A 20890-nucleotide genomic window follows, 5' to 3' on the forward strand; every position below is an offset into this window, starting at 1 on the left:
GGAAGTTTGCCCCACCCCCGGCTGTGCGTTCAGACGGGCAGGGGGACGCCGGGCAGATTCTTCGACGTGCGGATGGTCAGCGACGTCTTGACGCTGACCACATTGGGCGCGGGCGTCAGCTTCGACGTCAGGAATTGCTGGAAGCTTTGCAGGTCGGGCGCCACCACCTTCAGGATGAAGTCGATTTCGCCGTTCAGCATGTGGCATTCGCGCACTTCGGGCAGCGATGCGACATGATCCTGGAACGCCTTCAGATCCGCTTCGGCCTGGCTTTTCAGGCTGACCATGGCGAAGACGGTGATCGTATAGCCCAGCATCGCCGGGTCGACGACCGCATGATAGGATTTGATCGCGCCTGCTTCCTCCAGCGCGCGGACGCGACGCAGGCAGGGAGGCGCGGTCAGGCCGACCTTACGCGCCAATTCCACATTGGTCATCCTGCCGTCCTGTTGCAGTTCGCCCAGGATCTGCATGTCGATGTCGTCGATATTGGGGCCGGCCATTATTTCGATTATTTCCTGTCCTGTTTGCGCGGGCCATCATAATAATGTTTCAGAGCATTGCAATTGTCCCACTATGCGACGATCGCTTTCGTTCGCGGGATCGGGGCCTTTTCCTTTTCGGGCTAAGCGCCTATCGGTGAGGAAGGTGGTCGCGGCGTCGGGCCGGCCATAGGGTTGTAACCCTCTAAAATTGGGGAATTTGGTGCGTTTCAACGATCTCTTGCAGACAGTTCTGGCAGCGGAAGACCGCGGCGGGCTGGGCGCGGTGACGTTGTGGCGCCAGTGCGTCGACCTGTTGGCGCAGCGCGACCGGGCTGACCGGGCGTTGCTGGACCCGGCGGAACGAGGCGCCTTGCTCGATCGCCTGACGGCATTGCGACCGCAACTGACTGAAACGCAACGAATCGCGACGGTGGTGGAACTGGGCGGTCGGTTGCGATCGCCCAGCCTGGTCGCCTTCTTCGCCAATGACCGGCCGTCGATCGCCGCCGCCGCCGCCGCGCGTGCCCAGTTGCCCGATGCGGCCTGGGTCGACCTGCTGTCCCATTTGACGCCGACGGCGCGGGGCGTGCTGCGTGGCCGGCGCGATATCGGCGCGACGACGCGGCAGGCGCTCGAAGCGTTCGGCGCGCATGATCTGGTGCTGTCGACCGAGCGACGCGACATGGTCGGCGATGAGGATATGATCCTGAGCGCGGAGATGCAGGTCGATGTCGAGCCGGCGCCTGCGGGGCCAGAGCCTGCCGGGCCTGCGTCTGTCAGGGAGCCTGCGCCGTTCGATCCGCCGGCGCCGGCCGCGACCAATGTGACGCCGCTGCGCAGCCAGTCGGGGGACGAAGGGCAGATCCGCAATCTGGTCGACCGGATCGCCCGCTTCACCAGCAATCGAAAGCCGCCCGAAGCCGCCAATTCCGATGTCGGCGCGACACCTGCACCCCGCAATTTCGCGTTCGAGACGGATGCCGAAGGGGTGATTTTGTGGATCGATCAGGGGCCGCGCGCCGCATTGATCGGGCTGGCGCTGGGCGATGTCGCGCTGGACGGGGATAGCGGTCCCGATGCCCATGTCGCCGGTGCCTTCGCGCGGCGCAGCGCCTTTCAGAATGGCCGTTTCACCATCGTCGGCGGTTCGATGACGGGCGAATGGCGCCTGTCGGCCACGCCCTTCTTCGACAGCCGGTCCGGCCGGTTCCAGGGCTATCGGGGGCAGGCGCGCCGCCCCTTCCTGCATGAGGTTGCCAGCGAGCCCCGGCCCGCCGCCATGGCGATCGCCGGCCTGTCGGCGGATTCGCTGCGGCAACTGGTGCATGAACTGCGTACGCCGCTGAATGCCATATTGGGCTTTGCCGAGATCATCGAGCAGGAACTGTTCGGTGCGGCCGGCGTCGCCTATCGCGATATGGCCGGCAAGATCGCGGTCGATGCGCGGCATCTGCTAGCGGCCTTCGATGATCTGGACCTCGCCGCCCGCGTATCGCGCGGCGACGGTGCGACCATGCCGCAACTGATCGACCCTGCACTGCTGGTGACGCAGGTCGCCACCCGCTTCCGCGATCAGGGCGCGCCGGACATCGATATCGCCATCGCGCCCGGCCTGCCGCAGGTGCGGATCGATCCGGTGCAGGGCGAACGCATGGTGCAGCATCTGCTGCGTACCGTCCTGTCGGTCGCGCCGGAGAGCGAGGTCGTGACCGGCGCCTGCTGGTTCCAGCCCGATGGCGGGGCGGGGCGGGTGGTTTTCGCCGTCGATCGCCCCTCCACATTGGCCGGCATGGAAGAAACGCAATTGCTCGATCCGGGCTATGACGGCTCGGGCGACTGGGTGGACGGGCCGCTTTTGGGGCTGGGCTTTTCGCTGCGCCTGATCCGCGGGCTGGCAGCGACCAGCGGTGGCGGCCTCGTCATCGAGCCGGGCCGCCTGCTGCTGACCATCCCCGCCGTAGCGGCGGCTGGTGGCATGGCGGATATTGGCTGAGGGGCAGAGAAACCCTATCGCAACCATTGGGCGATAGAGGTTGGGCATGACTGTTCCGTACCATGATGGCAATCTGCTCCAGCCGCCGCTGGCGCAGGATATGATCCGGCTCGACCCGGCCTTCGGCACCCGCTTCATGCTGTTCGTCGATACCGAGGAGGAATTTGACTGGGACGCGCCGTTCAGCCGCGTCGGGCATGGCGTAACGGCGCTGGCCGGCATGGCGCGCGGGCAGGCCTATTTTGCCGCCGCCGGGGTGAAGCCCATCTATGTCACCGACTATCCGGTGATCGATGATGACGCAGCCGCCGCGATGATGGGACAATGGGCGAGCGATGGTGCCGCCGATATCGGCGCGCATCTCCATCCCTGGGTCAACCCGCCCCATGTCGAAGCGGTCAACGCCACAAACAGCTATGTCGGATTCCTGCCCGTCGATGTGGAGCGCGCCAAGCTGGAGGCGCTGTGCGTGCGGATCGAGCAGCGTTTTGGCCGCCGCCCGATCGCCTATCGGGCCGGCCGCTACGGCGTTGGCCTGAACAGCGCCCGATTGCTGGAAGAAGCGGGGTTCCGCCTGGACAGTTCAGTGCGCAGCCGCTTCGACTATGCTCATCAGCATGGCCCGGATTTCCACGGACTGCCGCAAACGCCCTATTGGGCGGGGCCGACCCGGTCGCTGATCGAACTGCCGCTTTCGACCGCCTTTGCCGGGATGCTGCGCGGTGGCGGGGAGCGGCTGTATCGCGCCGCGCAGGCGATGGGACCGCTAGCCGGTGCATTGTCGCGGGCACGCATGCTGAGCCGCATTCCGCTGACCCCGGAAGGCGTGCCGCTGAACGAGGCGATCGCCGCGATCGACGCACTGATCGAGGAAGGTGTACCCGTCCTCAATTTCAGCTTCCATTCGCCGACGCTGGAGCCGGGCCATACGCCCTATGTCCGCAACGAAGGCGATCGGACGGCCTTCTATGCCTGGTGGGATGGCGTCTTGGCGCATCTGGCACGTCGGGGCGTGGGGCCGGCAACGCTCGATCAGTTCATTGCAGCCGTCCCCATGCACGGACGGGCTTGCCAAGCGGCGTGATGCTGCCTATCGGCAGCGCAAGGTGGGGCCTGTAGCTCAATTGGTTAGAGCTGTCCGCTCATAACGGATAGGTTGCGGGTTCAAGTCCTGCCGGGCCCACCATCGTTCCTAAGCCGTTGAAAGGCTTGGGAAACGTTGAAAGATAGGTATTTTTTGCAGGCGTCTGTTACATCTGTAACAGTTATGGAAACGCCCATGTCCTACCTCTCCAAGCGCGGCTCAGTTTACTATTTTCGGCGCATTGTGCCTGATGATTTGCGTTTAGCTCTCGGTAAACGCGAAATCATGCTGTCCCTACGGACTAAGGATATCGCGCCACGTAAACATCGCAGCATCCGCCGGACCTATGATGTCATCGCCTATAGACACAGATGGGGTATCGAAGCCTTCTTCGCCCGCCTCAAACAATGGCGGCGCATCGCTACCCGATATGACAAACTTGCCGCCAACTTCCTCGGCTTCATCAAGCTCGCGAGCATCATGCTTTGGCTCAAATGATTAAATCGTCACTATGGCCTAGCCTTCGGTTGGAGAAGCCTTGCCATTTGGCGTCTCTGGGCTCCTACAGCTTCTGGCGGATCGCGAACTGAAGGGGATGGCCTCCAAGGCGTTGCAGGTGCTTGCCAATCAAGGCCGCGACGGTTGCAGTTAGGTTAGGCGACGGTCCGATCCTGGAGAGCAAAATCTGACCGCTGAGTGTCTCACAAGGGTCGAGAGCCGCTGCGGGTTACAGGACGTTTTGCCAGTGCAAATCTTCAGATCTGAGCATTGGATTCCCGCCCCTTATCCAGCGGGGAGGTCAGCCTGCATTGAGCATCTCGCTTATTTTCGCGGATAGCAGTTCGATCTGAAACGGTTTGGTGATCATCGCCATGTTCGTGCCGAGGAAGCCAGCCCGGATGGCTGCATTCTCCGCGTAGCCGGTGATGAACAAGATCGGCAGATCCGGATGATGTTCACGAGCGATCTCAGCCAACTGCCTTCCATTCATGCCAGGTAGCCCAACGTCGGAGACCAGGAGGTCGAAGTGCTGACCTGATCTGAGCATCTCGCTTGCCGCATTGGGCTCCGCCGCTTCGAACGTCCGATAGCCGAGTTCCTCGAGAACGTCGCGTACCAGGAGCCGGACGGAATCATCGTCCTCAACCAGGAGCACGTTCTGGCCTTCGCCCTCCTCGACAATGCCCGACGAGGCAGCGGCGGCGCCATCGATGGGACCGTCCGCCGCGGGCAGGAAGATGCTCACCGTAGTACCCGTCCCGACTATGGAGTGGATGCGGACCTGCCCATTCGACTGCTTCGCGAATCCGTAAACCATCGAGAGACCGAGCCCGGTACCCTGACCGATCGGTTTCGTCGTGAAGAAGGGGTCGAAGACCTTCTCCAAAGTCTCCTCGTCCATGCCCACCCCCGTATCGGAAACCGAAATAACGACGTATCGCCCCGGCTTCACGCCCGGGCGTGTCGCGCAATAGGTCTCGTCGAGATTGGCGACGCGCGTCTCGATGGTGAGCTTGCCGCCATCGGGCATCGCATCGCGCGCGTTGATCGCGAGGTTGATGACTGCGCTCTCAAGCTGATTGGCGTCGGCCATGCCCGCCGGCAGGTCGGCGGCGGGGACGATCGAGACCTCGACCTTCTCGGACATCGTCCGGCGCAGCAGGTCGTCGAGCGAGGACACCAGCTCGTTGATGTCGGTCGCCCGATTGTCGAGCGACTGCCGACGGGAGAAGGCGAGCAGCCGGGCCGTCAGTCCCGCGGCGCGCTGGGCGGAAACGGCCGCCGCGTCCATGAAGCGGTCGAGATCTTCGTAGCGATTGGACGCGATCCGGCGCTTCATGATGTCGAGCGCGCCGATGACGCCGGTAAGCATGTTGTTAAAATCGTGCGCGATGCCGCCGGTCAGCTGGCCGACTGCCTCCATCTTCTGCGACTGGCGGAGAGCGGCCTCGGCGCGTTCCCGTTCGGCCGCCTCTGCTTTTAAGCGAGTAAGCGCAGCCTCGAGATCGGCGGTCCGCTCCGCGACCTGCGCTTCGAGGGTCCTCGCCGCATCTCTCAGGGCCTCTTGGGCGCGCTTTTGCTCGTCGATGTCGATTATGACGGAGATTGCCCCGACGACCGTTTCATTTTCGTCTTTCAGAGGTACGCTGCTGACCCTCGTCCAGAGATCGGGTTCGTCTTGCGGATGAAACAAGAATTCGACCCCATCCACGCTCTCACCGCGAAGAGCCCGCGCGCCGGGAAACTCGTCGGGCGCCAGCGGCCTCCCGTCCTGATCATGGGCCTCCCAACGCTGCCGGATGATGGGATCAAGCGACGGTATGAGGCGCTCGATCCCGAAGCGTCCGAACGCGGGGTTAGCCAGCTGCGTATCGCCATCAGGGCCGATGAAGGTGACGCCGATCGGCAGATTGTCGAGAAGAGTTGAGAGCCGCCGACGCTCGGTATCGAGCTGTGCCACCTGGTCCCGCAGTAGGAACTGTTTCTGGCGCGCCTTCATAGCCGAGGCGATGGCGCTGAGCAGCGATTCCGTGCTCAGGGGGCGTTCGAGAAGGACTACGTTGGTGGCGCCGTCGGGAAGACGCCGCTTGATCGCCTCGGCCGCAATGGGGCGGCCGGCCTGTCGACCCGCGAGCAGGATGAAGGGAATGTCCGACCAAGTCTGCTGCTGCTCCAGCGCAGGGCGGAGCGCGCCTACCTGACCGGAGAGAGCCTCCTCCGTAATGAGGATCGCGCCGGCATGGTCGTCGAAACTCTCAGCGAGATCATCGAGGCTCGGGCAGATGAGCGCGTCATATCCATTGTCGCGCAGGAGCGACGCCACGCTCTCTGCGTCTCGTCCATAGGGTGCGGTGATGAGGACACGATGGCCTTCTGACGCGATTCTATGCACCGGACCCGCGATCTTCCATTAACGGAGCCTTGGAGCCGACATATTCCGGCGTGCCGGTCAGGATACCCTTGAAGGCTGAGAGGGGTTCTCCAACACGCACGCCCTCTTTGTCGATGCGGTACTCCCTTATGGTGTCCTCATGCGCTCCGCTACGGTTCTTGACGATCGATATCGCCTTTCGAATCCGTCCTTCTGCTTCGAAATAGCGGAGAAGGATGACGACATCCGCGACGTAGGAGACGTCGAGTCCGTGGGCGTGCATATTTCCAAAGAACCCTTGCTGGGGGTTGACCAACAGAGTCACCACGCCGGCCTGATTCAGGAATGACAGAAGCTCGTGCAGCTGGAGGATCAGCTGCTGCTCCTGCGGCATCGCCGCTAGATAGCCGTTGAGGCTGTCGATCAGGACTACCTTGGCGGCGTTCTCCTCAACTTGTTCGCGTACCATGGCGGCAAACTGACCGGGGGCGACCTCGGCGGCATCGAGCTGTCGGAGCACGAGGCACCCATCGTCGATGAATTTCTGCAGGTCGATCCCGAACGCCTTTGCGCGGGCGAGCAGCGTGCCGATCCGTTCATCGAATTGATAGATGGCGCAGTGCTCGCCCCTTCTGCAAGAGGCGGCGATATATTGCAGCGCGAGCGACGTCTTTCCGGCACCTGCCGGCCCGGTAATCAACGTGCTGGTACCACGGGCCGGACCGCCGCCCAGCAGTGCGTCCAACTCGGGAACCCCGCTCGCAATGGCCTCACCGACAAAAGGGGTGTGGTGGTCCGCCGCGATCAGGCGCGGGAAGATGCCGAGACCGCCGCTCTGGATGACGAAGTCATGGTAACCCGCCACGAAATCGACGCCCCTAAGTTTTTGCACCTGGAGACGGCGCCGGGCCGCGCCGAAGTCTAGTGTGAGGCGCTCGAGCGTGACGACGCCGTGGCACAGGCTGTGGAGATGGCTGTCCCGCTCGGCACGCGTCCCTGTGAGGTCATCAATCAGGATGACGGTAGTGTAGAGGCCCGCAAAGAATTGCTTCAGTTGCAGCAGGTGCCGCCGGTAGCGGAGAGGATCCTGCGCGAGCAGCCGCATCTCGGACAGGCTGTCGAAGACGACCCGCCTCGGCTTGATCCGCTCGACCTCCTTCCTTATCAAATCGATCGTGCCGCCAAGTTCCATCTCCCAGCTGTGCAGGATCGACTGGTCGCGGCTGGCGCCGAGCACTTCCTCGGCAGAGGCCAATTCGAACAGGGCGACGCCGTCCAGGCTCCAGCCGTGCGAACGCGCGACGACCTCGAGTTCCTCGCTAGTTTCCGAGAGAGTGATGTAAAGCACCGGCTCGTCGGCGCGCGCACCATCCAGAAGGAACTGCAGCGCTAATGTGGTCTTGCCGGAACCAGGCATACCCTCGACGAGATAGAGCCGGTTGGCGGGCAGACCGCCCTTCAGTATCTCATCGAGCCCCTGGTTGCCTGTCGAGATGCGCTCTTCAGGTGTTTCCATGCTTCACCTTCGTTCCGTTTCGGGAATGAACGCGGTAACGGCAGATTTGCTCCGTTTGCTGGTGAAATGTCAGGTTGCATTGCCCGGCGAACGCCTGGCGCCCTATTTAGTGGAGCGCCTCGAGATTAGCTGACTGTCCGTTCCTTGGGATAAGAAATTGGCGCGTGGACGGCAATAATGGGTCGTTTGCGGGTGTCAGGCAGCGCGTAATAAACGGAGTCGTACGGAGTCGCGTTGGCACTATAAGGTGGAAAGCGACCGTTACCGATGGTCCTCGAGATCCGGGAAGATGGCTTCTACCTGCGCGCGCAGATTGTCGGGGCCAGCCAAAAGGTCGAAATGCGCCATCAGGTCCCGCACTATGTGCGCCCGGTGGGGCCCGATACCGGGCAGGGTCTCCAGCCCAGGGAATCCGGGGTTGTTGAGGCTTTGTGCGATGTCGCCAAGTGTCCGGTAACCAGCCGCCTTGAGCCGTTCCCTCAAGCCAGCGGGCAGAGTGGAGCGGCTGATGGGGAGATCGTGACTGGTGGCATGAGGATTGGTGGCTTGTAAGCGGCTCTGGCCTGCCTTCGACCGGCTTAATGCCTTGCGGATGAGGCGAAGCTGGTTCGACGTCAGCGCCAGACGTTGCGCTATCTCGCGATAGGCGACGCCGGCGACGCGCAATTCGCGGGCCTGCTGCATGTTCAGATGGGCCTGATCAGCCCGGCTCAGCATGGGCGGTTTATCCTGAAAAATTTGAGACATGGCTTCTACACATGGATGGGGCCGGGCTGAACCGCGAAGTTGACGATTGTCTGCAACGCAGGTCATGGACTTCCCATGGATAATTTCACCCACAGCCTTTCGCCAATGTCCAGCCCATGATCCCTGACGAAATGCGCGATCCGCTGGTGGGCAGGGCCATCGCGGTAACCCCCGGCCTCAAGCCGTTCCTCAACTGGTCAACCATGCCGATGGCTTTCGTGCGCAGGGGGCGGTGCGAGGCGCAGGTGGAATTCATGGATGCGCGCTTCATACCCGTAATTGGCGATCGCAGCATCGCACCAAGGGCCCGGCCATTCGGCAAGCCGCCCGTTATATTACCTCTGAAAGGGCGTGGTTGCCCCTGAACTTCAGGCGCCCCAACTGCGCCCCCCAGAATAGGCTGCCGATGGCGCCAGCGTGCGCAAACTTCACCTGTTTCACGCGTTGAGGCATCCGATAGGATTCGAACCCATTTGGAAGCCGAAAAACCGCATGACCATTCTCATTCCTGTCCTTGGCGACCAGCTTAGCCATGAACTTGCATCCCTCCGCGGGGGCCCTTCGTCAGATGCGATCGTTCTCCTCATGGAGGTGAGGGATGAGGCCACATATGTGCGCCATCATAAAAGCAAGATTGCCCTGATTTTCTCGGCGATGCGCCATTTTGCCGAGGAGCTTCGCGCTAAAGGCTGGCACGTCGATTATATCAGCATTGATGATGCCAACAGCAGTGGGAGTTTTACAGGAGAGGTACAGCGCGCAGTCGACCGTCATCGTCCGACATCCATCCGCATCGTCGAACCCGGTGAGTGGCGGGTGAAGCTGATGATCGATAGTTGGGCGAAGCGATTCAAATTGCCGGTAGATGTCCTGGACGATGATCGCTTCATCTGCGGCATTCTCGAATTCCAGACATGGGCTCAGGCGCGAAGCGACCTAGTGATGGAGTTTTTCTACCGGGACATGCGGCGCAAGACGGGTCTGCTCATGGACGCAGATGGTAAGCCGGAAGGGGGAGAATGGAATTTCGACAAGGATAATCGCGCGCCGCCCAAGCGCGGCCTGAATTATCCTGAACCCATGCACTTCCAGCCCGATGCAACGACACAGCAGGTGCTGGCGCTGGTCGAAGACCGTTTCTCCGGACATTTCGGAAGTCTGGACAAATTCAGCCTGCCGGTGACTGCTGGGCAGGCACGACGGGCGCTCGCACATTTTGTCCGAACCGCGCTGCCGGATTTCGGCACATATCAGGACGCAATGGTGACGGGCCAGGACTGGCTCTACCATAGTTGGCTCAGTCCTGCGCTGAATCTCGGTCTCCTGACGCCGATCGAGGTGGCTCAGGCTGCCACCGACGCATATGCCACAGGCAATGTTCCCCTGAATGCCGCCGAGGGCTTCATTCGTCAGATCATAGGCTGGCGTGAATATGTACGTGGATATTATTGGCTGGAAATGCCGGAGGCTGGCTATGCCAACGCTCTTGAAGCAGCGCGCCCGCTGCCGGAATTCTATTGGACGGGTGAAACCGACATGCTCTGCCTATCCGAGGCTGTCCGCAACACGCGGGACAATAGCTATGCCCATCATATCCAGAGGCTGATGGTGCTGGGCAACTTCGCCATGCTGGCAGGTGTTCGTCCCCAGGACGTCGCAGACTGGTTTCTGGTTGTCTATGCCGACGCCTATGAGTGGGTCGAACTGCCGAATGTCATCGGCATGAGCCAACATGCCGACGGTGGCCGTCTGGCGACCAAGCCCTATGCGGGTGGCGGCGCCTATATCAACCGGATGTCCGATTACTGCGGCAAATGTCATTATGACGTGAAAAAGAAGACCGGGCCGGATGCCTGTCCCTTCAACGCACTATATTGGGATTTCCTTGCACGGCACGAGCGTCGCTTCCGCCGGAACCGCAGAATGGTGCAGATGTATGCAAATTGGGATCGCATGAGGCCGGAGATGAGAGATGCCTATCGCGCCAGCGCGGCAATCTTTCTGGACACGCTTGAGCCTGCCGCGGAAGGCTGGGCGCGATAGGGACATCCGATGAACTGCCGTCCGCGTGCGGTGATTTAGAAACTGGGGCCAAGTGTCCGTTTTGGCTTGTCAGTGCGACAATGCGTAGATGCGGCAATGATCAAGATATCCTGCCTCATGTCGGGCTGCGAGCTCTACGATCGCCTGCCAAAGCCAGGACCGTGCATCCATCACCTTTGAACGGCCAGCTTGCAGGGTTGCTATCCAGTCGCGTTTCGTCGCGCTGTCCATTTGCCGCCCATGCGCTTTCCCAACGACCCGGGCGAGATAGCGTGCAGCCTTTAATGCTTCGGCTTGAGAGAATTGCTCAACTTCGATTTTCAGATCCTGGGGCATGAGTTCTCGCGCGAACAGGGAGCGGCCAAGGATATTCGTCGTGGCCATCCGCTCGCCCAGATGTGGAGACAGGGCACGCGCTGCAGTCATTACCCGCTCGGCCGGATCGGCAGGCATGCTCGCTCCGGGGGCAGCGGGGGCCACAGGGGCTACCGCTTCCTTCAAATCAATGAGGGCATAGTCAGTACGCTTTTTCCCTTTCAGCGCTACGAGGGCAGCAAAGCGCAGCAAACCCAGCGAACTGCAACCCTTCATCCAATAAGCGGCATCCAACATGACGGGGGTCCGTTCGGTCCCGCGATGGTCGAGAGACAGGATCATCCTGCTGACGGGTGGATGCGTTATGGCGTCGCGCAACGCTCCATATTCTGTCTCATCCAACGGCCAGAACCGTTTGCCCAGCGGGATTACGGGTTCGACATCCTCCAGTCGCTCCCGCGCCAGATGTCGCCATTTTCGACCAAGCGCGCGTCGACGCACGGTCCGAACGGCGTCAGGCTCCTTTTGACCTTTATCTTCATCCTCTTGTGGATCGATGAAGGCGCTAATGTATCCGGCGATCATCTCCTCCATCATCCTGGCAGTGATGACTCCCGGCAAATCGGAGCCACGTGCTGCAGTGGCAAGCGAAAGACCAAGGCGGATGAGGTCATGTGCCGGGTTGCCAATGACGGCCTGATCAAGATCGCGAATTTGGATCGCAACTTTGCCATCGCTGTCTGCGAGCGGACCAAGATTGCCGAGATGACAGTCCCCGCAAATCCACACAGCCGGCCCCTTGGGTATGATCTGCGCGATTGGCGAATTTATAAGCCATTCATAGAAGAGGGCGGTGTTGCCGCGTACATAGGCGTGCGCCGAGCGTGCCATTTTCAGGTCGCGGCGGGCGTGTAGAAAGGGAATACGATTTGCGGACGCAAAGGGCTTCATCTGGACACAAACGAGCAATGTTTTCCCTCGTTCCGTTCCCGTGACGTGTTTGAAGGAAAGTTGCTGATGGCGTGACAACGAATTGCAGGCCAGTTCCTGCCCTTTATCAATACCGGCCCTTCTTGTTTCCCTGACAGCTTGGCTGTGGCCGCTCAGCGGGCTTTTCTAATCGGGATATATTGGCAGGTGAAGACAGGTTCTGAAGTTGTGGCGGCAGGTGTCAGATGGACGTGAAGACGCTGTTCGCCAACAGGTTCACTTAGACAGAACGCGTTCTCGGCCTCATACAGGTCGTCGCGATGGGGTTCGATCCAGTGCCGGACGCTCTTGAGCGCGCGTGACTTGGCTGCGACTTCGGTCTGTGCCACTACAAACATGTTGCGATGGCGCTCGGCGAACTCGCCGGGTTCGTAACCGCCGAGATTGACGAAGAACAGCTTTTCCGTGCCCTCGAATGGTTCGGGTCGAAGGGAAATGTCATAGCCATCGGCGTGAACGATCTCCGCCCAGCAGTCGATATGAAGGCTACGCGGGATGCCCCACCATTGCTGCCGCAACGCCCCATGGGTGTTTTCAATGGCGGTAGCCACGACAAACCGAATGTCATGGACCTCGATATTGGCGCCTGGGAACTCGCCGCCGATATAGATGGCAAATAATTTCATGCAGCGGTCCTCCGATTAGTGGATGGTTCCTTGTCATCGCACTGGCCAATCGTGGCCGCCAGCCTTGCCCCGACCACGCGGCCCATCTCGTGAGCGCTGGTGATGCCCTGGATAAAGGGATGGCGGCCCATGAGGAAAGGCAGGCTGAGGCAAAACAACTGATCTTCCGGAATGTCGTCGGAGCACGGATGGAACTCGTCATCGATGACGATACCGCGTGACGGACCATCGCCACCTGCCGGATTGACGTCGCGGATCACACCCTGGCTCCGCAAGGACGGGAACGGGAAGTCCTTGGCTGAAAGCGCGCGCTGGCCCATGGCTTCGATGAAGACAGGAAAATGTGTGCGGGTTCGATCCCGGATCAGCGTCGCGCCCGCTTTCTCGCCATGGCTGTCGACGCAGTAATTCTTGCCTACCGCGATTACATCCAGCTTGCCCGCATGATGCAGCGCCAGCATTCGCTGGATGGATTCGTGAGGGACGGTTGCATAATCGTCCACGAACACCGGACTGAAGAAGTGCGAGAAGCGTTCAAACTCTTCGTCTTCCAGATCGGGTATGAGCGTCTCCAGAACCTCGTGCATGCGCAGGATCGCATAGCGCCAGGGGACAGTGAAGCGACTATCATAATTGGCCCGAGCTTCCTGCAGGTTGGCTTTTGCCCATTCGAACGTCCCGGCTGCAATGCGCTCGGCGAAATATTGCTCGGCGAAGCCCTCAAGGCCCAACTGCTCCAGCCCGATCTTGCGCGCATAGTCGGGGTCGACAGCAGCCAGTTCTTCCTTGAACAAGGTATAGGCTTGGTCGAGGAGATCGTCGCTGCCTTCCGCCACCAACTGCTTCATCGCGTCTTTCGTACAGATGGCGAGCGGCTCATAGGGTATGGGGAAGTAGAAGTCGGCCTCTGGCAGCAGCCCCTTTCGAGATATCATGGAGATACGGAAATCGTCCGTCCCCGGAGATGGCTCATATGCCAGTTCACCGTCGGGACATTCGACGAATGCGCCATGGGTCACTGCCAACGCCACGGCTGCATCAATGGCGCTGAGCGACGATCCTCGGATGCAGACCGGAACAGGCGGTATTTCGGCGAGCGCGGAGGCCGGCCAGGGGCAGAGGAAATATCCCGGCCGCACCTCTGGCTCTGTGGGCCACTGATGGCCGGTGGCAAGGACAACATGGTCGAAGCTCTGCCCGAATGTATCGCCTTTCTTTGGTTGGACGGACAGCGTCATCTTGTCGGGGCTGCTGATCGCGTCGATCACCCGGCAGTTGTTTCGTATCTTTACGTCGATGCCTTTGGCTTCTGCTTTGCAAATCAGGATATGGAGCTGATCGAAAAAGAACTCCCCCAAGGCAAGCCGGGGGTAGAAGGTCCGATCGTCGATCTCGCTACATTCTATTCCAAATTTCGCGAGCCGCTCAGGCGGCTGGCGTTGCAACCATTCGACAAGACTTTCCGCAAGCGGCGGTATTTCCGCGCTGGCGATATTCGACAGCATGGCCGGATCGTTCCAGCCGGGGCGATAGGGCGTGCCGCGACCGGCGCTGGACTGTTGTTCGAATATGGTAAGACTGAACGGCCTTTTAGCAGCGTCGATCAGGGCGGACAGGGTGTATATGGTCGTCGGGCCTGCTCCGACAAAGGCGACAGTCGGTTTCATCCCGCCATAATGTTTCGGGTCGCAGATCGGTCCCGGCCTCTCGCAGTAAATCATCCTGATCGAGGTCAATGTCGCTATGTCGATGCGACTGTTCTGATCCCGTCGTAAAATGGATAGTTTGTCCATGGAGATCGAAAATCAAGGGCTTCAAGTTCAGGACGGCTCGAACATGACCTAATTGTAACGGAACATGCAGGTTGCTCGCCGCTTACCCCAGCATCTTGAGATGCGATTGGGGATCAGATGAGCACGGTAGCGCAGGTAATCGTCGAGACATTGGCCTTGGCAGGGGCCCAGCGCTGCTATGGCGTCCCGGGCGATACCCTCAATCATATCACGGATGCGATCCGTGAGAGCGACATTCGCTGGGTCCATGTGCGTCACGAAGAAGCGGGCGGTTTCGCGGCAGGAGCCGATGCACTGCTGACCGGCGAATTGGCCCTGTGCGCAGGGTCTTGTGGGCCGGGCAGCCTTCACTTCATCAATGGCCTCTTTGAATCCCACCGCAACCGTGCGCCGGTCGTCCTCATCGCCAGTCAGATCGTGCGCGATGAACTGGGCTTCGATTTTCCTCAGGAGGTCGATTTCCGGCCGATCTACCAGACATGCAGCGTGTTCTGCGAGGAAATCAGAACTCCGGCACAGGCCCGGCGCAAGACGGCCATGGCCGCCCAGGCGGCGCTGGCCAAAAAGGGTGTGGCAGTCCTGATCGTGCCAGCGGATGTTTCGAGCGCCAAGGCCCCTGACGAACCGCCCTTTGCGGTTCATTCGGCCCGTCCTATCATACGGCCGAACGACGCAGATATTGATCGCATCGCTGCCGAACTCGCCAAGGGAAAGAAGATCGCTATCTATGGCGGATCGGGTTGCGAAGGCGCTCATGATCAGATCATTGCCCTTGCGGATGCGTTACAGGCCCCGGTCGCCCATACCTCACGTGCGAAGGATTTTCTGGAGCATGACAATGGCTTCAATGTCGGGATGACCGGCATATTCGGCGGCGAAGCGGGCTATCATGCGCTGATGGCCTGTGACACGCTGCTGCTGCTGGGCTGCGATTTTGCCTGGCGACAATATTATCCGGAAAAGGCGACCATCATTCAGGTTGACATAGACGGTACCCATTTGGGACGCCGTCATCCTGTCGATATTGGCGTCGTGGGCGATGTTGCGGCAACAATCGAAGCGCTTATGCCACGTATCCCGCCTCGTAGTGATCGCGCCTTCCTCGACGAATGCCTGGCACATCGCGCCCGAACGATAGAGGATCAAGCCAAGCATGCGACGATCGGCAAAGGCGGCGCAATCCATCCCCAATATCTGACTGAAGTGATATCGAAGAACGCCCCGGTCGACAGCATCTATACAGCAGACGGTGGATCACCGATGGTGTGGTGCCTGCGTCATGTCGCTGCTACCGGACAGAACCGCACGGTTATCAGTCTCAGCCACGGGACCATGGCCAATGCCATGCCGCAGGCGCTGGGCGCCAAGGCTGCCTTCCCCAGCCGGACGGTGATATCCCTCTCTGGCGATGGGGGCATCGCCATGCTGCTGGGCGATCTGCTGACCGCAGTGCAGGAGCAGCTACCGATCAAGGTGGCCGTATTCAATAATGGCGCGCTCGATTTTGTTGAAATCGAGCAGAAGGTCGAAGGGTTGCTGGAAGCCTACACCGAACTCATCAACCCGGACTTTGCGCGGGTGGCCGAAGCGATGGGTCTGTGGGGACGCCGCGTCGAACAAGCCGATCAATTGGAGGACGCCGTGCGGGACTGGCTCGCCGCGCCGGGACCAGCGCTGCTCGATGTGGTTACGGATCGCTTTGAACTGGTCATGCCGCCAAAGGTCGAGGCAGGTCAGGTCGCGGGCATGGCGCTCTACTCGGCGAAGGCCGTGCTGAACGGGCGCGGACGTGATGTGGTCGGGCTGATCCGGAATCTTCTGTCATGAAGGGAAGGGCAAGCCTGGTCGCGGCGCTGACCCGCGACAATGCCGTCTCCCGCAACCTGCTGTTGCTGATCGGGCTGTTGGGTACGCTGGGTGCGCTGGCTATAGGCTGGCGGCAGCCTCGTGCATTATGGCTGCTGATCCTATTCGTGCCGATATTGGTTATGTCGTTGATCGATTTGGTCCAGCCACATCATAGCCTGCGCCGCAACTATCCTGCGTCCGCACGGTTTCGCTGGTTCTTCGAATGGCTGCGCCCCTTTGCGCGCGCCTATTTCGTCGAGAGCGATCTGGATGGGCGACCCTACAGCCATGATGAACGGGCGCTGGTCTATGCGAGGGCCAAAGGGGAGGTGGACGCCCATCCGTTCGGAACCGAACTCGACGTCTATTCCGACGAATATGAATGGCTCGCCCATTCGATCGCGCCATCCCGCGATGCTCCTAAAGAGACACGCGTCCATGTCGGGACGGATCAATGCAGCCGCCCCTATCAGGCCGCACGCCTCAACATCTCGGCGATGAGCTTTGGGGCGCTCGGGGCCAATGCGATCGAGGCGCTTAATCTGGGGGCAAAGATCGGCAATTTCTATCATGACACCGGCGAAGGAGGCCTGTCTCCCTACCATCTCAAACATGGCGGCGACATCGTCTGGGAAATAGGGTCGGGCTATTTTGGCTGTCGCGACAAACAGGGCCATTTTGACCCCGGCCATTTCGCTGATCGTGCCGCTCAAGACGCGGTGAAGATGACGGAAATCAAGCTGAGCCAAGGGGCCAAGCCTGGCCATGGCGGACTTCTGCCTGGGGCAAAGGTGACGCCGGAAATTGCCGCCACCCGTGACGTGCCCATGGGCGAGGATTGCCTGTCGCCACCTGGACACAGCGCTTTTTCGACGCCGATCCAATTGGTCGAATTTGCAGGCCGTATGCGCCAACTGTCTGGCGGCAAGCCGGTCGGGATCAAGCTGTGTGTCGGCTATCCTCATGAACTTTTCGCTGTCGTCAAAGCGATGATGGAAACCGGCATTCTGATCGATTTCATTGTCATAGATGGTGCGGAAGGTGGGACGGGCGCTGCGCCCACGGAATTGTCGGATCGTGTCGGCATGCCATTGCGCGAGGGATTGATGCTCGCACGTAATGCGTTGGTGGGAACCAATTTGAAGGGCAAGATCAAGCTGGCGGCGTCGGGCAAAGTGACCTCCGGTGCCGGGATCGCGATGAATGCTGCCCTTGGCGCGGACTGGTGCAATGCGGCACGGGCCTTCATGTTCTCGCTTGGCTGCGTCCAGTCCATGCGCTGCCATACTGACACCTGCCCTACTGGAGTAGCGACCCAGTCGGCAGCGCGCCAGCGGGCCTTGGTCATCCCCGAGAAAGCGGAGCGCGTAGCTGGTTTTCAGCAATCCACACTGTCAGCATTGCACGACATTGTGGTTGCCTGTGGCCTAAATTCTCCCGACGAATTCACGCCGGACGGATTACGCCAGAGGATCAGTGCGGTGGAAATGCGATCGATGGACGAACTTTACCCGTTCGTCGAGCCCGGCGAATTGCTCGATGGCGCTCGAGATGCACGTCTTGCTCGTTGGTGGGCGCAGGCCGACGCGGGCTCATTTAAAAGGCATGTCGCCTGAAAGACCGCGGAACTGTGTTTCGCATTCGTCCAGCTTTCAGATCTACCGATCAGCTATGCGATGACAGCTGGTTCCGCGCCTCGGAGGCTGCCCGCAACAATTCTTTAGCCGTATCTTCCGCCGCCTTTGGCGTCATGCTGACGGCTACGCCATCCGGCCCATCTAGCATTACCTGTCCCTCTTCTGCGCAGGCTTTCCCGCCTTCCTCGTAGACATATGCCTGGGACATAATTTCTCCATCACTTCACTGGCGATGGACGCTTCCAAAACAAGACGGTTCCATCACTCGTTGATGAACAGATAGGGGGGATCAAACTCACTCAGCCGCCGAAGCGCTGGTAAATCCAATATGGTGACCCGGCCACGTTCCATATGCATCAGCCCGCGCTCCCGAAGCTCCTTGAGCATCCGGTTGATATGGACCGGCGTCATGCCGCAAGCCTCGCCTAAGTCAGCCTGGGTCAACGGGAGGGAAAATTGTCTGCCATCACTCAGGTCGACAGCGCGCAGCTTAGCTTCGATTTCGCAGAAAAAATGGCCGACGCGGGCGACTGCATCCAGGCGGCCCAAACGGAATATCCATTCGCGGTGCATGGCGGCATCGAGCAAAGTGCTGAACCAGAGGAGCTTCGTCAGATTAGGCCGATCGCTCACAAGCTTGTCCAGCGCTTCATGGCGGACAAGTGCGATCCTGCAGGGGCCAAGGGTTGCTACGTCATGATCCAGGCGTTTGAGCGGATATCCATGAAGATCGACAAAATCGCCTGCAACATGCACCGCTACCAGTTGGCGGACACCTTCCCGGTCATCCATATAGCGGCATATGAACCCTTCGATCAGATAGGTGCTCACGCCAATCGGTTGATGAGAAATCGCGAGGCTATGACGCGCAGGCACATCTTGTACCGCGTGTATGCTCGCCTCCAGCGCTTGAAGGTCTTCCGCCGACAGTTCATCCCGGCGACGATTGCGGAGGAAATCGTTGAAAATCGCCATGAACCCGTACTCCTGAGCACATCGGCCTGCGCTCCTGGAGTGCCTCAAGGGCTACGCGCATTTTGACAGTATCAGAACCCGCATAGGGCGAACAAGCTCATAAGCTTGCCGCCGATCATGTGACAAGTGTCCGTCGGAACGGGCCTCAGGCGGCGATGGCATTAACGCTTGATAGCCTCATAGATGCACTTGCCAGTTCCATGCACTCGTCAAGGCTTGTTCCAGCGATGTGGGTCTGCGTGTCATCTCGGTGACGGATGCTCACCTCCCAGATGGCCTCGCTTTCCATGCACCGTACGCGTGAAGTCGTGCTGGCAAAGATGATGACGTCCCCGAGACGTTCGCGGTGGAGCAAATGTCGAGCCACTGTCGTATCCGTTTCGCGGTGGGCATTGTGCTGGATATGCAGGCTCTCGCAATTGGACGTGAAGCGCCCCGGCTTTTCAGGAGGCAGTTTTCATTGGGCTATGCAGCCATATCGAGGTTCTCGAGGGCTGCATAGTAATTGTCTTCGGCCTCAGCGGGCGGGATGTGCCCGATAGGGCCGAAGAGCCGGTGATTATTGTACCAATCGACCCAGCGCAGTGTTGCCATTTCCACGGCCGAAACGCTTGGCCATGACCGCTGCCGCCAGATGACCTCGGCCTTGTAAAGGCCGTTGATCGTCTCAGCTAATGCATTATCATAGGAATCGCCGACGCTGCCCACCGAGGGAACGAGCTTGGCCTCGGCCAAGCGCTGGGTATAGTTCATCGCAAGGTATTGAACTCCCCTGTCGCTATGATGGATCAGCCCATCATCGGGACTTGGCCTGCGGGCATGAATCGCCTGCTCCAGGGCATCCAGAACGAAGCCTGCAGTGGCTGACGTGCTGACCTTCCACCCCACAATCCGCCGGGCAAAAGCGTCAATCACAAATGCGACATAGACGAAGCCCGCCCAGGTATGCACGTAGGTGAAATCGACAACCCACAGAGCGTTGGGCCGGCTGACGCGAAACTCCCGATTGACCTTGTCCAGCGGACACGGTGCCTTCGGGTTGCTGACAGTGGTGACTGTCTTCTTTCCACGCCGGACGCCCGCCAGTCCCATGGCGCGCATCAATCGTTCCACCGTGCATTTCGCCACCATGATGCCGTCACGCCGCATCTGGTGCCAGACCTTGCGTGCGCCATAGAGGCCGAAGCTGGCCTCATGGACTCGCTTGATCTGCTCCCTGATCTCCTCATCGCGCCGGGTACGTGCCGGACGCCTCCCGGGATCGGCACGGCGTGCAGCATGTTCATGGTAGGAGGAAGGGGCGATCGCCAGTTCGCGGCAGATCGGCTCGATCCCCAAATCCTCGCGATGGGCGTCGATGAACGCCATCATCATCTCCCGGGGCGGTCGAGCTCCGCCAACGCAAAATATGCTGATGCCTTGCGCAAAATCTCGTTGGCCCGGCGCAACTCCTTCACTTCGCGCTCAAGCAATCTCAGCCGCTCACGGTCATCGGCAGCCAGCGCCGCTGGTCCCGCTCGTCGGCTCGCCTCCTCCCGGCACCAGCGGCGCAGCGTCTCCAGCGAGCAGCCGATCTTCGCCGCGATCGACTTCATCACTTCCCATTCCGAGCCATATTCAGCTCGCTGCTCCGCGACCATACGGACCGCGCGCTCCCGGACTTCAGGAGAAAATTTGTTCGTCGTCTTGCTCATCACGGATGCTCCTTCTCACAAGTTGGAGCCTCCTGAAAAGCCGGGGCGCTTCAGACGAGACGAATTCCATGAGTTGGTGTTCTGACATTGCGCAGTGGCTCCACATCCGTGGCATCAGGCGATCCCGGGTTGCAACGAGCGAGACGCGCGCTTTGCCGTCGAGTTCCAGGAATTTCTGCAATCTTAATCCATGTTTCGTAATTAATGTTTGCAACGGGGCTGGGGAGATTTTGAGCGTCTGCAACCTCTTTCGCACCAGGCCGTTTAGCCGC

At 60.3% G+C, this 20890-nt stretch carries 15 protein-coding genes, 1 tRNA gene and 1 other annotated feature; of the genes, 7 read left to right on the top strand and 9 right to left on the bottom strand.

Annotated elements, in window-relative coordinates; genetic code table 11:
• Positions 1-29: 29 nt before the first annotated feature.
• A complete protein-coding gene (locus tag ACNHGR_RS02895; RefSeq protein ID WP_056681816.1) occupies positions 30-503 on the bottom strand; it encodes an Lrp/AsnC family transcriptional regulator in 474 nt (157 codons plus the stop codon).
• Positions 504-705: 202 nt separating this feature from the next.
• Between ACNHGR_RS02895 and ACNHGR_RS02900 the strand changes: the two genes are divergently transcribed.
• The 4 genes from ACNHGR_RS02900 to ACNHGR_RS02915 all read left to right on the top strand — a co-directional run bounded on the left by ACNHGR_RS02900 (position 706) and on the right by ACNHGR_RS02915 (position 4060).
• Positions 706-2478: a sensor histidine kinase gene (locus tag ACNHGR_RS02900; protein WP_475284042.1), complete on the top strand. Its 1773-nt coding sequence runs from the start codon at positions 706-708 to the stop codon at positions 2476-2478.
• Between the two features lie 46 nt (positions 2479-2524).
• Positions 2525-3562, top strand: coding sequence for a polysaccharide deacetylase family protein (locus ACNHGR_RS02905; protein ID WP_184264316.1), 1038 nt, complete (start codon positions 2525-2527; stop codon positions 3560-3562).
• Between the two features lie 25 nt (positions 3563-3587).
• Positions 3588-3664: transfer RNA gene (locus ACNHGR_RS02910), tRNA-Ile, on the top strand.
• A gap of 93 nt (positions 3665-3757) precedes the next feature.
• Positions 3758-4060: a DUF6538 domain-containing protein gene (locus tag ACNHGR_RS02915; protein ID WP_475284043.1), complete on the top strand. Its 303-nt coding sequence runs from the start codon at positions 3758-3760 to the stop codon at positions 4058-4060.
• A 301-nt stretch (positions 4061-4361) separates the two neighbouring features.
• On the opposite strand, the gene ACNHGR_RS02920 is transcribed toward ACNHGR_RS02915, so the two are convergent.
• The 3 genes from ACNHGR_RS02920 to ACNHGR_RS02930 form a co-directional block, all read right to left on the bottom strand.
• Positions 4362-6386 (bottom strand): hybrid sensor histidine kinase/response regulator, encoded by a 2025-nt coding sequence (locus ACNHGR_RS02920; RefSeq protein ID WP_475284044.1) that lies wholly within the window; start codon positions 6384-6386, stop codon positions 4362-4364.
• Between the two features lie 61 nt (positions 6387-6447).
• On the bottom strand, positions 6448-7950 hold the full coding sequence (locus ACNHGR_RS02925; protein ID WP_475284045.1) for an ATPase domain-containing protein: 1503 nt from the start codon (positions 7948-7950) through the stop codon (positions 6448-6450).
• 261 nt (positions 7951-8211) lie between these two features.
• The gene (locus ACNHGR_RS02930; protein ID WP_475284046.1) at positions 8212-8667 is read right to left on the bottom strand and encodes a hypothetical protein; all 456 of its coding nucleotides are present in this window, start codon (positions 8665-8667) and stop codon (positions 8212-8214) included.
• Positions 8668-9189: 522 nt separating this feature from the next.
• Between ACNHGR_RS02930 and ACNHGR_RS02935 the strand changes: the two genes are divergently transcribed.
• Positions 9190-10740 (top strand): cryptochrome/photolyase family protein, encoded by a 1551-nt coding sequence (locus ACNHGR_RS02935; protein WP_475284047.1) that lies wholly within the window; start codon positions 9190-9192, stop codon positions 10738-10740.
• A gap of 69 nt (positions 10741-10809) precedes the next feature.
• Here ACNHGR_RS02935 and ACNHGR_RS02940 read toward each other — a convergent pair whose 3' ends face one another.
• The 3 genes from ACNHGR_RS02940 to ACNHGR_RS02950 form a co-directional block, all read right to left on the bottom strand.
• Positions 10810-12006 carry a DUF2252 family protein gene (locus ACNHGR_RS02940; protein WP_475288307.1) on the bottom strand — a complete coding sequence of 399 codons (1197 nt, stop codon included), beginning with the start codon at positions 12004-12006 and terminating at the stop codon, positions 10810-10812.
• 152 nt (positions 12007-12158) lie between these two features.
• Complete coding sequence (locus tag ACNHGR_RS02945; RefSeq protein WP_475284048.1) at positions 12159-12671, bottom strand: DUF1543 domain-containing protein; 513 nt, start codon at positions 12669-12671, stop codon at positions 12159-12161.
• Positions 12668-14338, bottom strand: a complete 1671-nt coding sequence (locus ACNHGR_RS02950) for an FAD/NAD(P)-binding protein (protein WP_475284049.1) — start codon at positions 14336-14338, stop codon at positions 12668-12670. Before ACNHGR_RS02950 ends, ACNHGR_RS02945 begins: the two co-directional genes overlap by 4 nt.
• 243 nt (positions 14339-14581) lie before the next feature.
• Here ACNHGR_RS02950 and ACNHGR_RS02955 point away from each other — a divergent pair, with 243 nt between their 5' ends.
• The gene (locus ACNHGR_RS02955) at positions 14582-16291 is read left to right on the top strand and encodes a thiamine pyrophosphate-dependent enzyme (RefSeq protein WP_475284050.1); all 1710 of its coding nucleotides are present in this window, start codon (positions 14582-14584) and stop codon (positions 16289-16291) included.
• Positions 16288-17928 (top strand): FMN-binding glutamate synthase family protein, encoded by a 1641-nt coding sequence (locus ACNHGR_RS02960; protein WP_475284051.1) that lies wholly within the window; start codon positions 16288-16290, stop codon positions 17926-17928. Before ACNHGR_RS02955 ends, ACNHGR_RS02960 begins: the two co-directional genes overlap by 4 nt.
• Positions 17929-18210: 282 nt before the next feature.
• Here ACNHGR_RS02960 and ACNHGR_RS02965 read toward each other — a convergent pair whose 3' ends face one another.
• Together ACNHGR_RS02965 and ACNHGR_RS02970 are read right to left on the bottom strand one after the other, a co-directional pair.
• Positions 18211-18924, bottom strand: coding sequence for a Crp/Fnr family transcriptional regulator (locus ACNHGR_RS02965; RefSeq protein WP_475284052.1), 714 nt, complete (start codon positions 18922-18924; stop codon positions 18211-18213).
• Positions 18925-19389: 465 nt separating this feature from the next.
• A protein-coding gene (locus ACNHGR_RS02970) for an IS3 family transposase (protein WP_475284053.1) occupies positions 19390-20618 on the bottom strand; the annotation gives its coding sequence in 2 pieces (ribosomal slippage) (positions 19390-20330 and positions 20330-20618; 1230 coding nt in all).
• Positions 20221-20337, bottom strand: a sequence feature (AL1L pseudoknot). It overlaps the preceding gene by 117 nt.
• Positions 20619-20890: the final 272 nt, after the last annotated feature.

The sequence above is a fragment of the Sphingobium sp. RS1 genome, assembly GCF_056156825.1.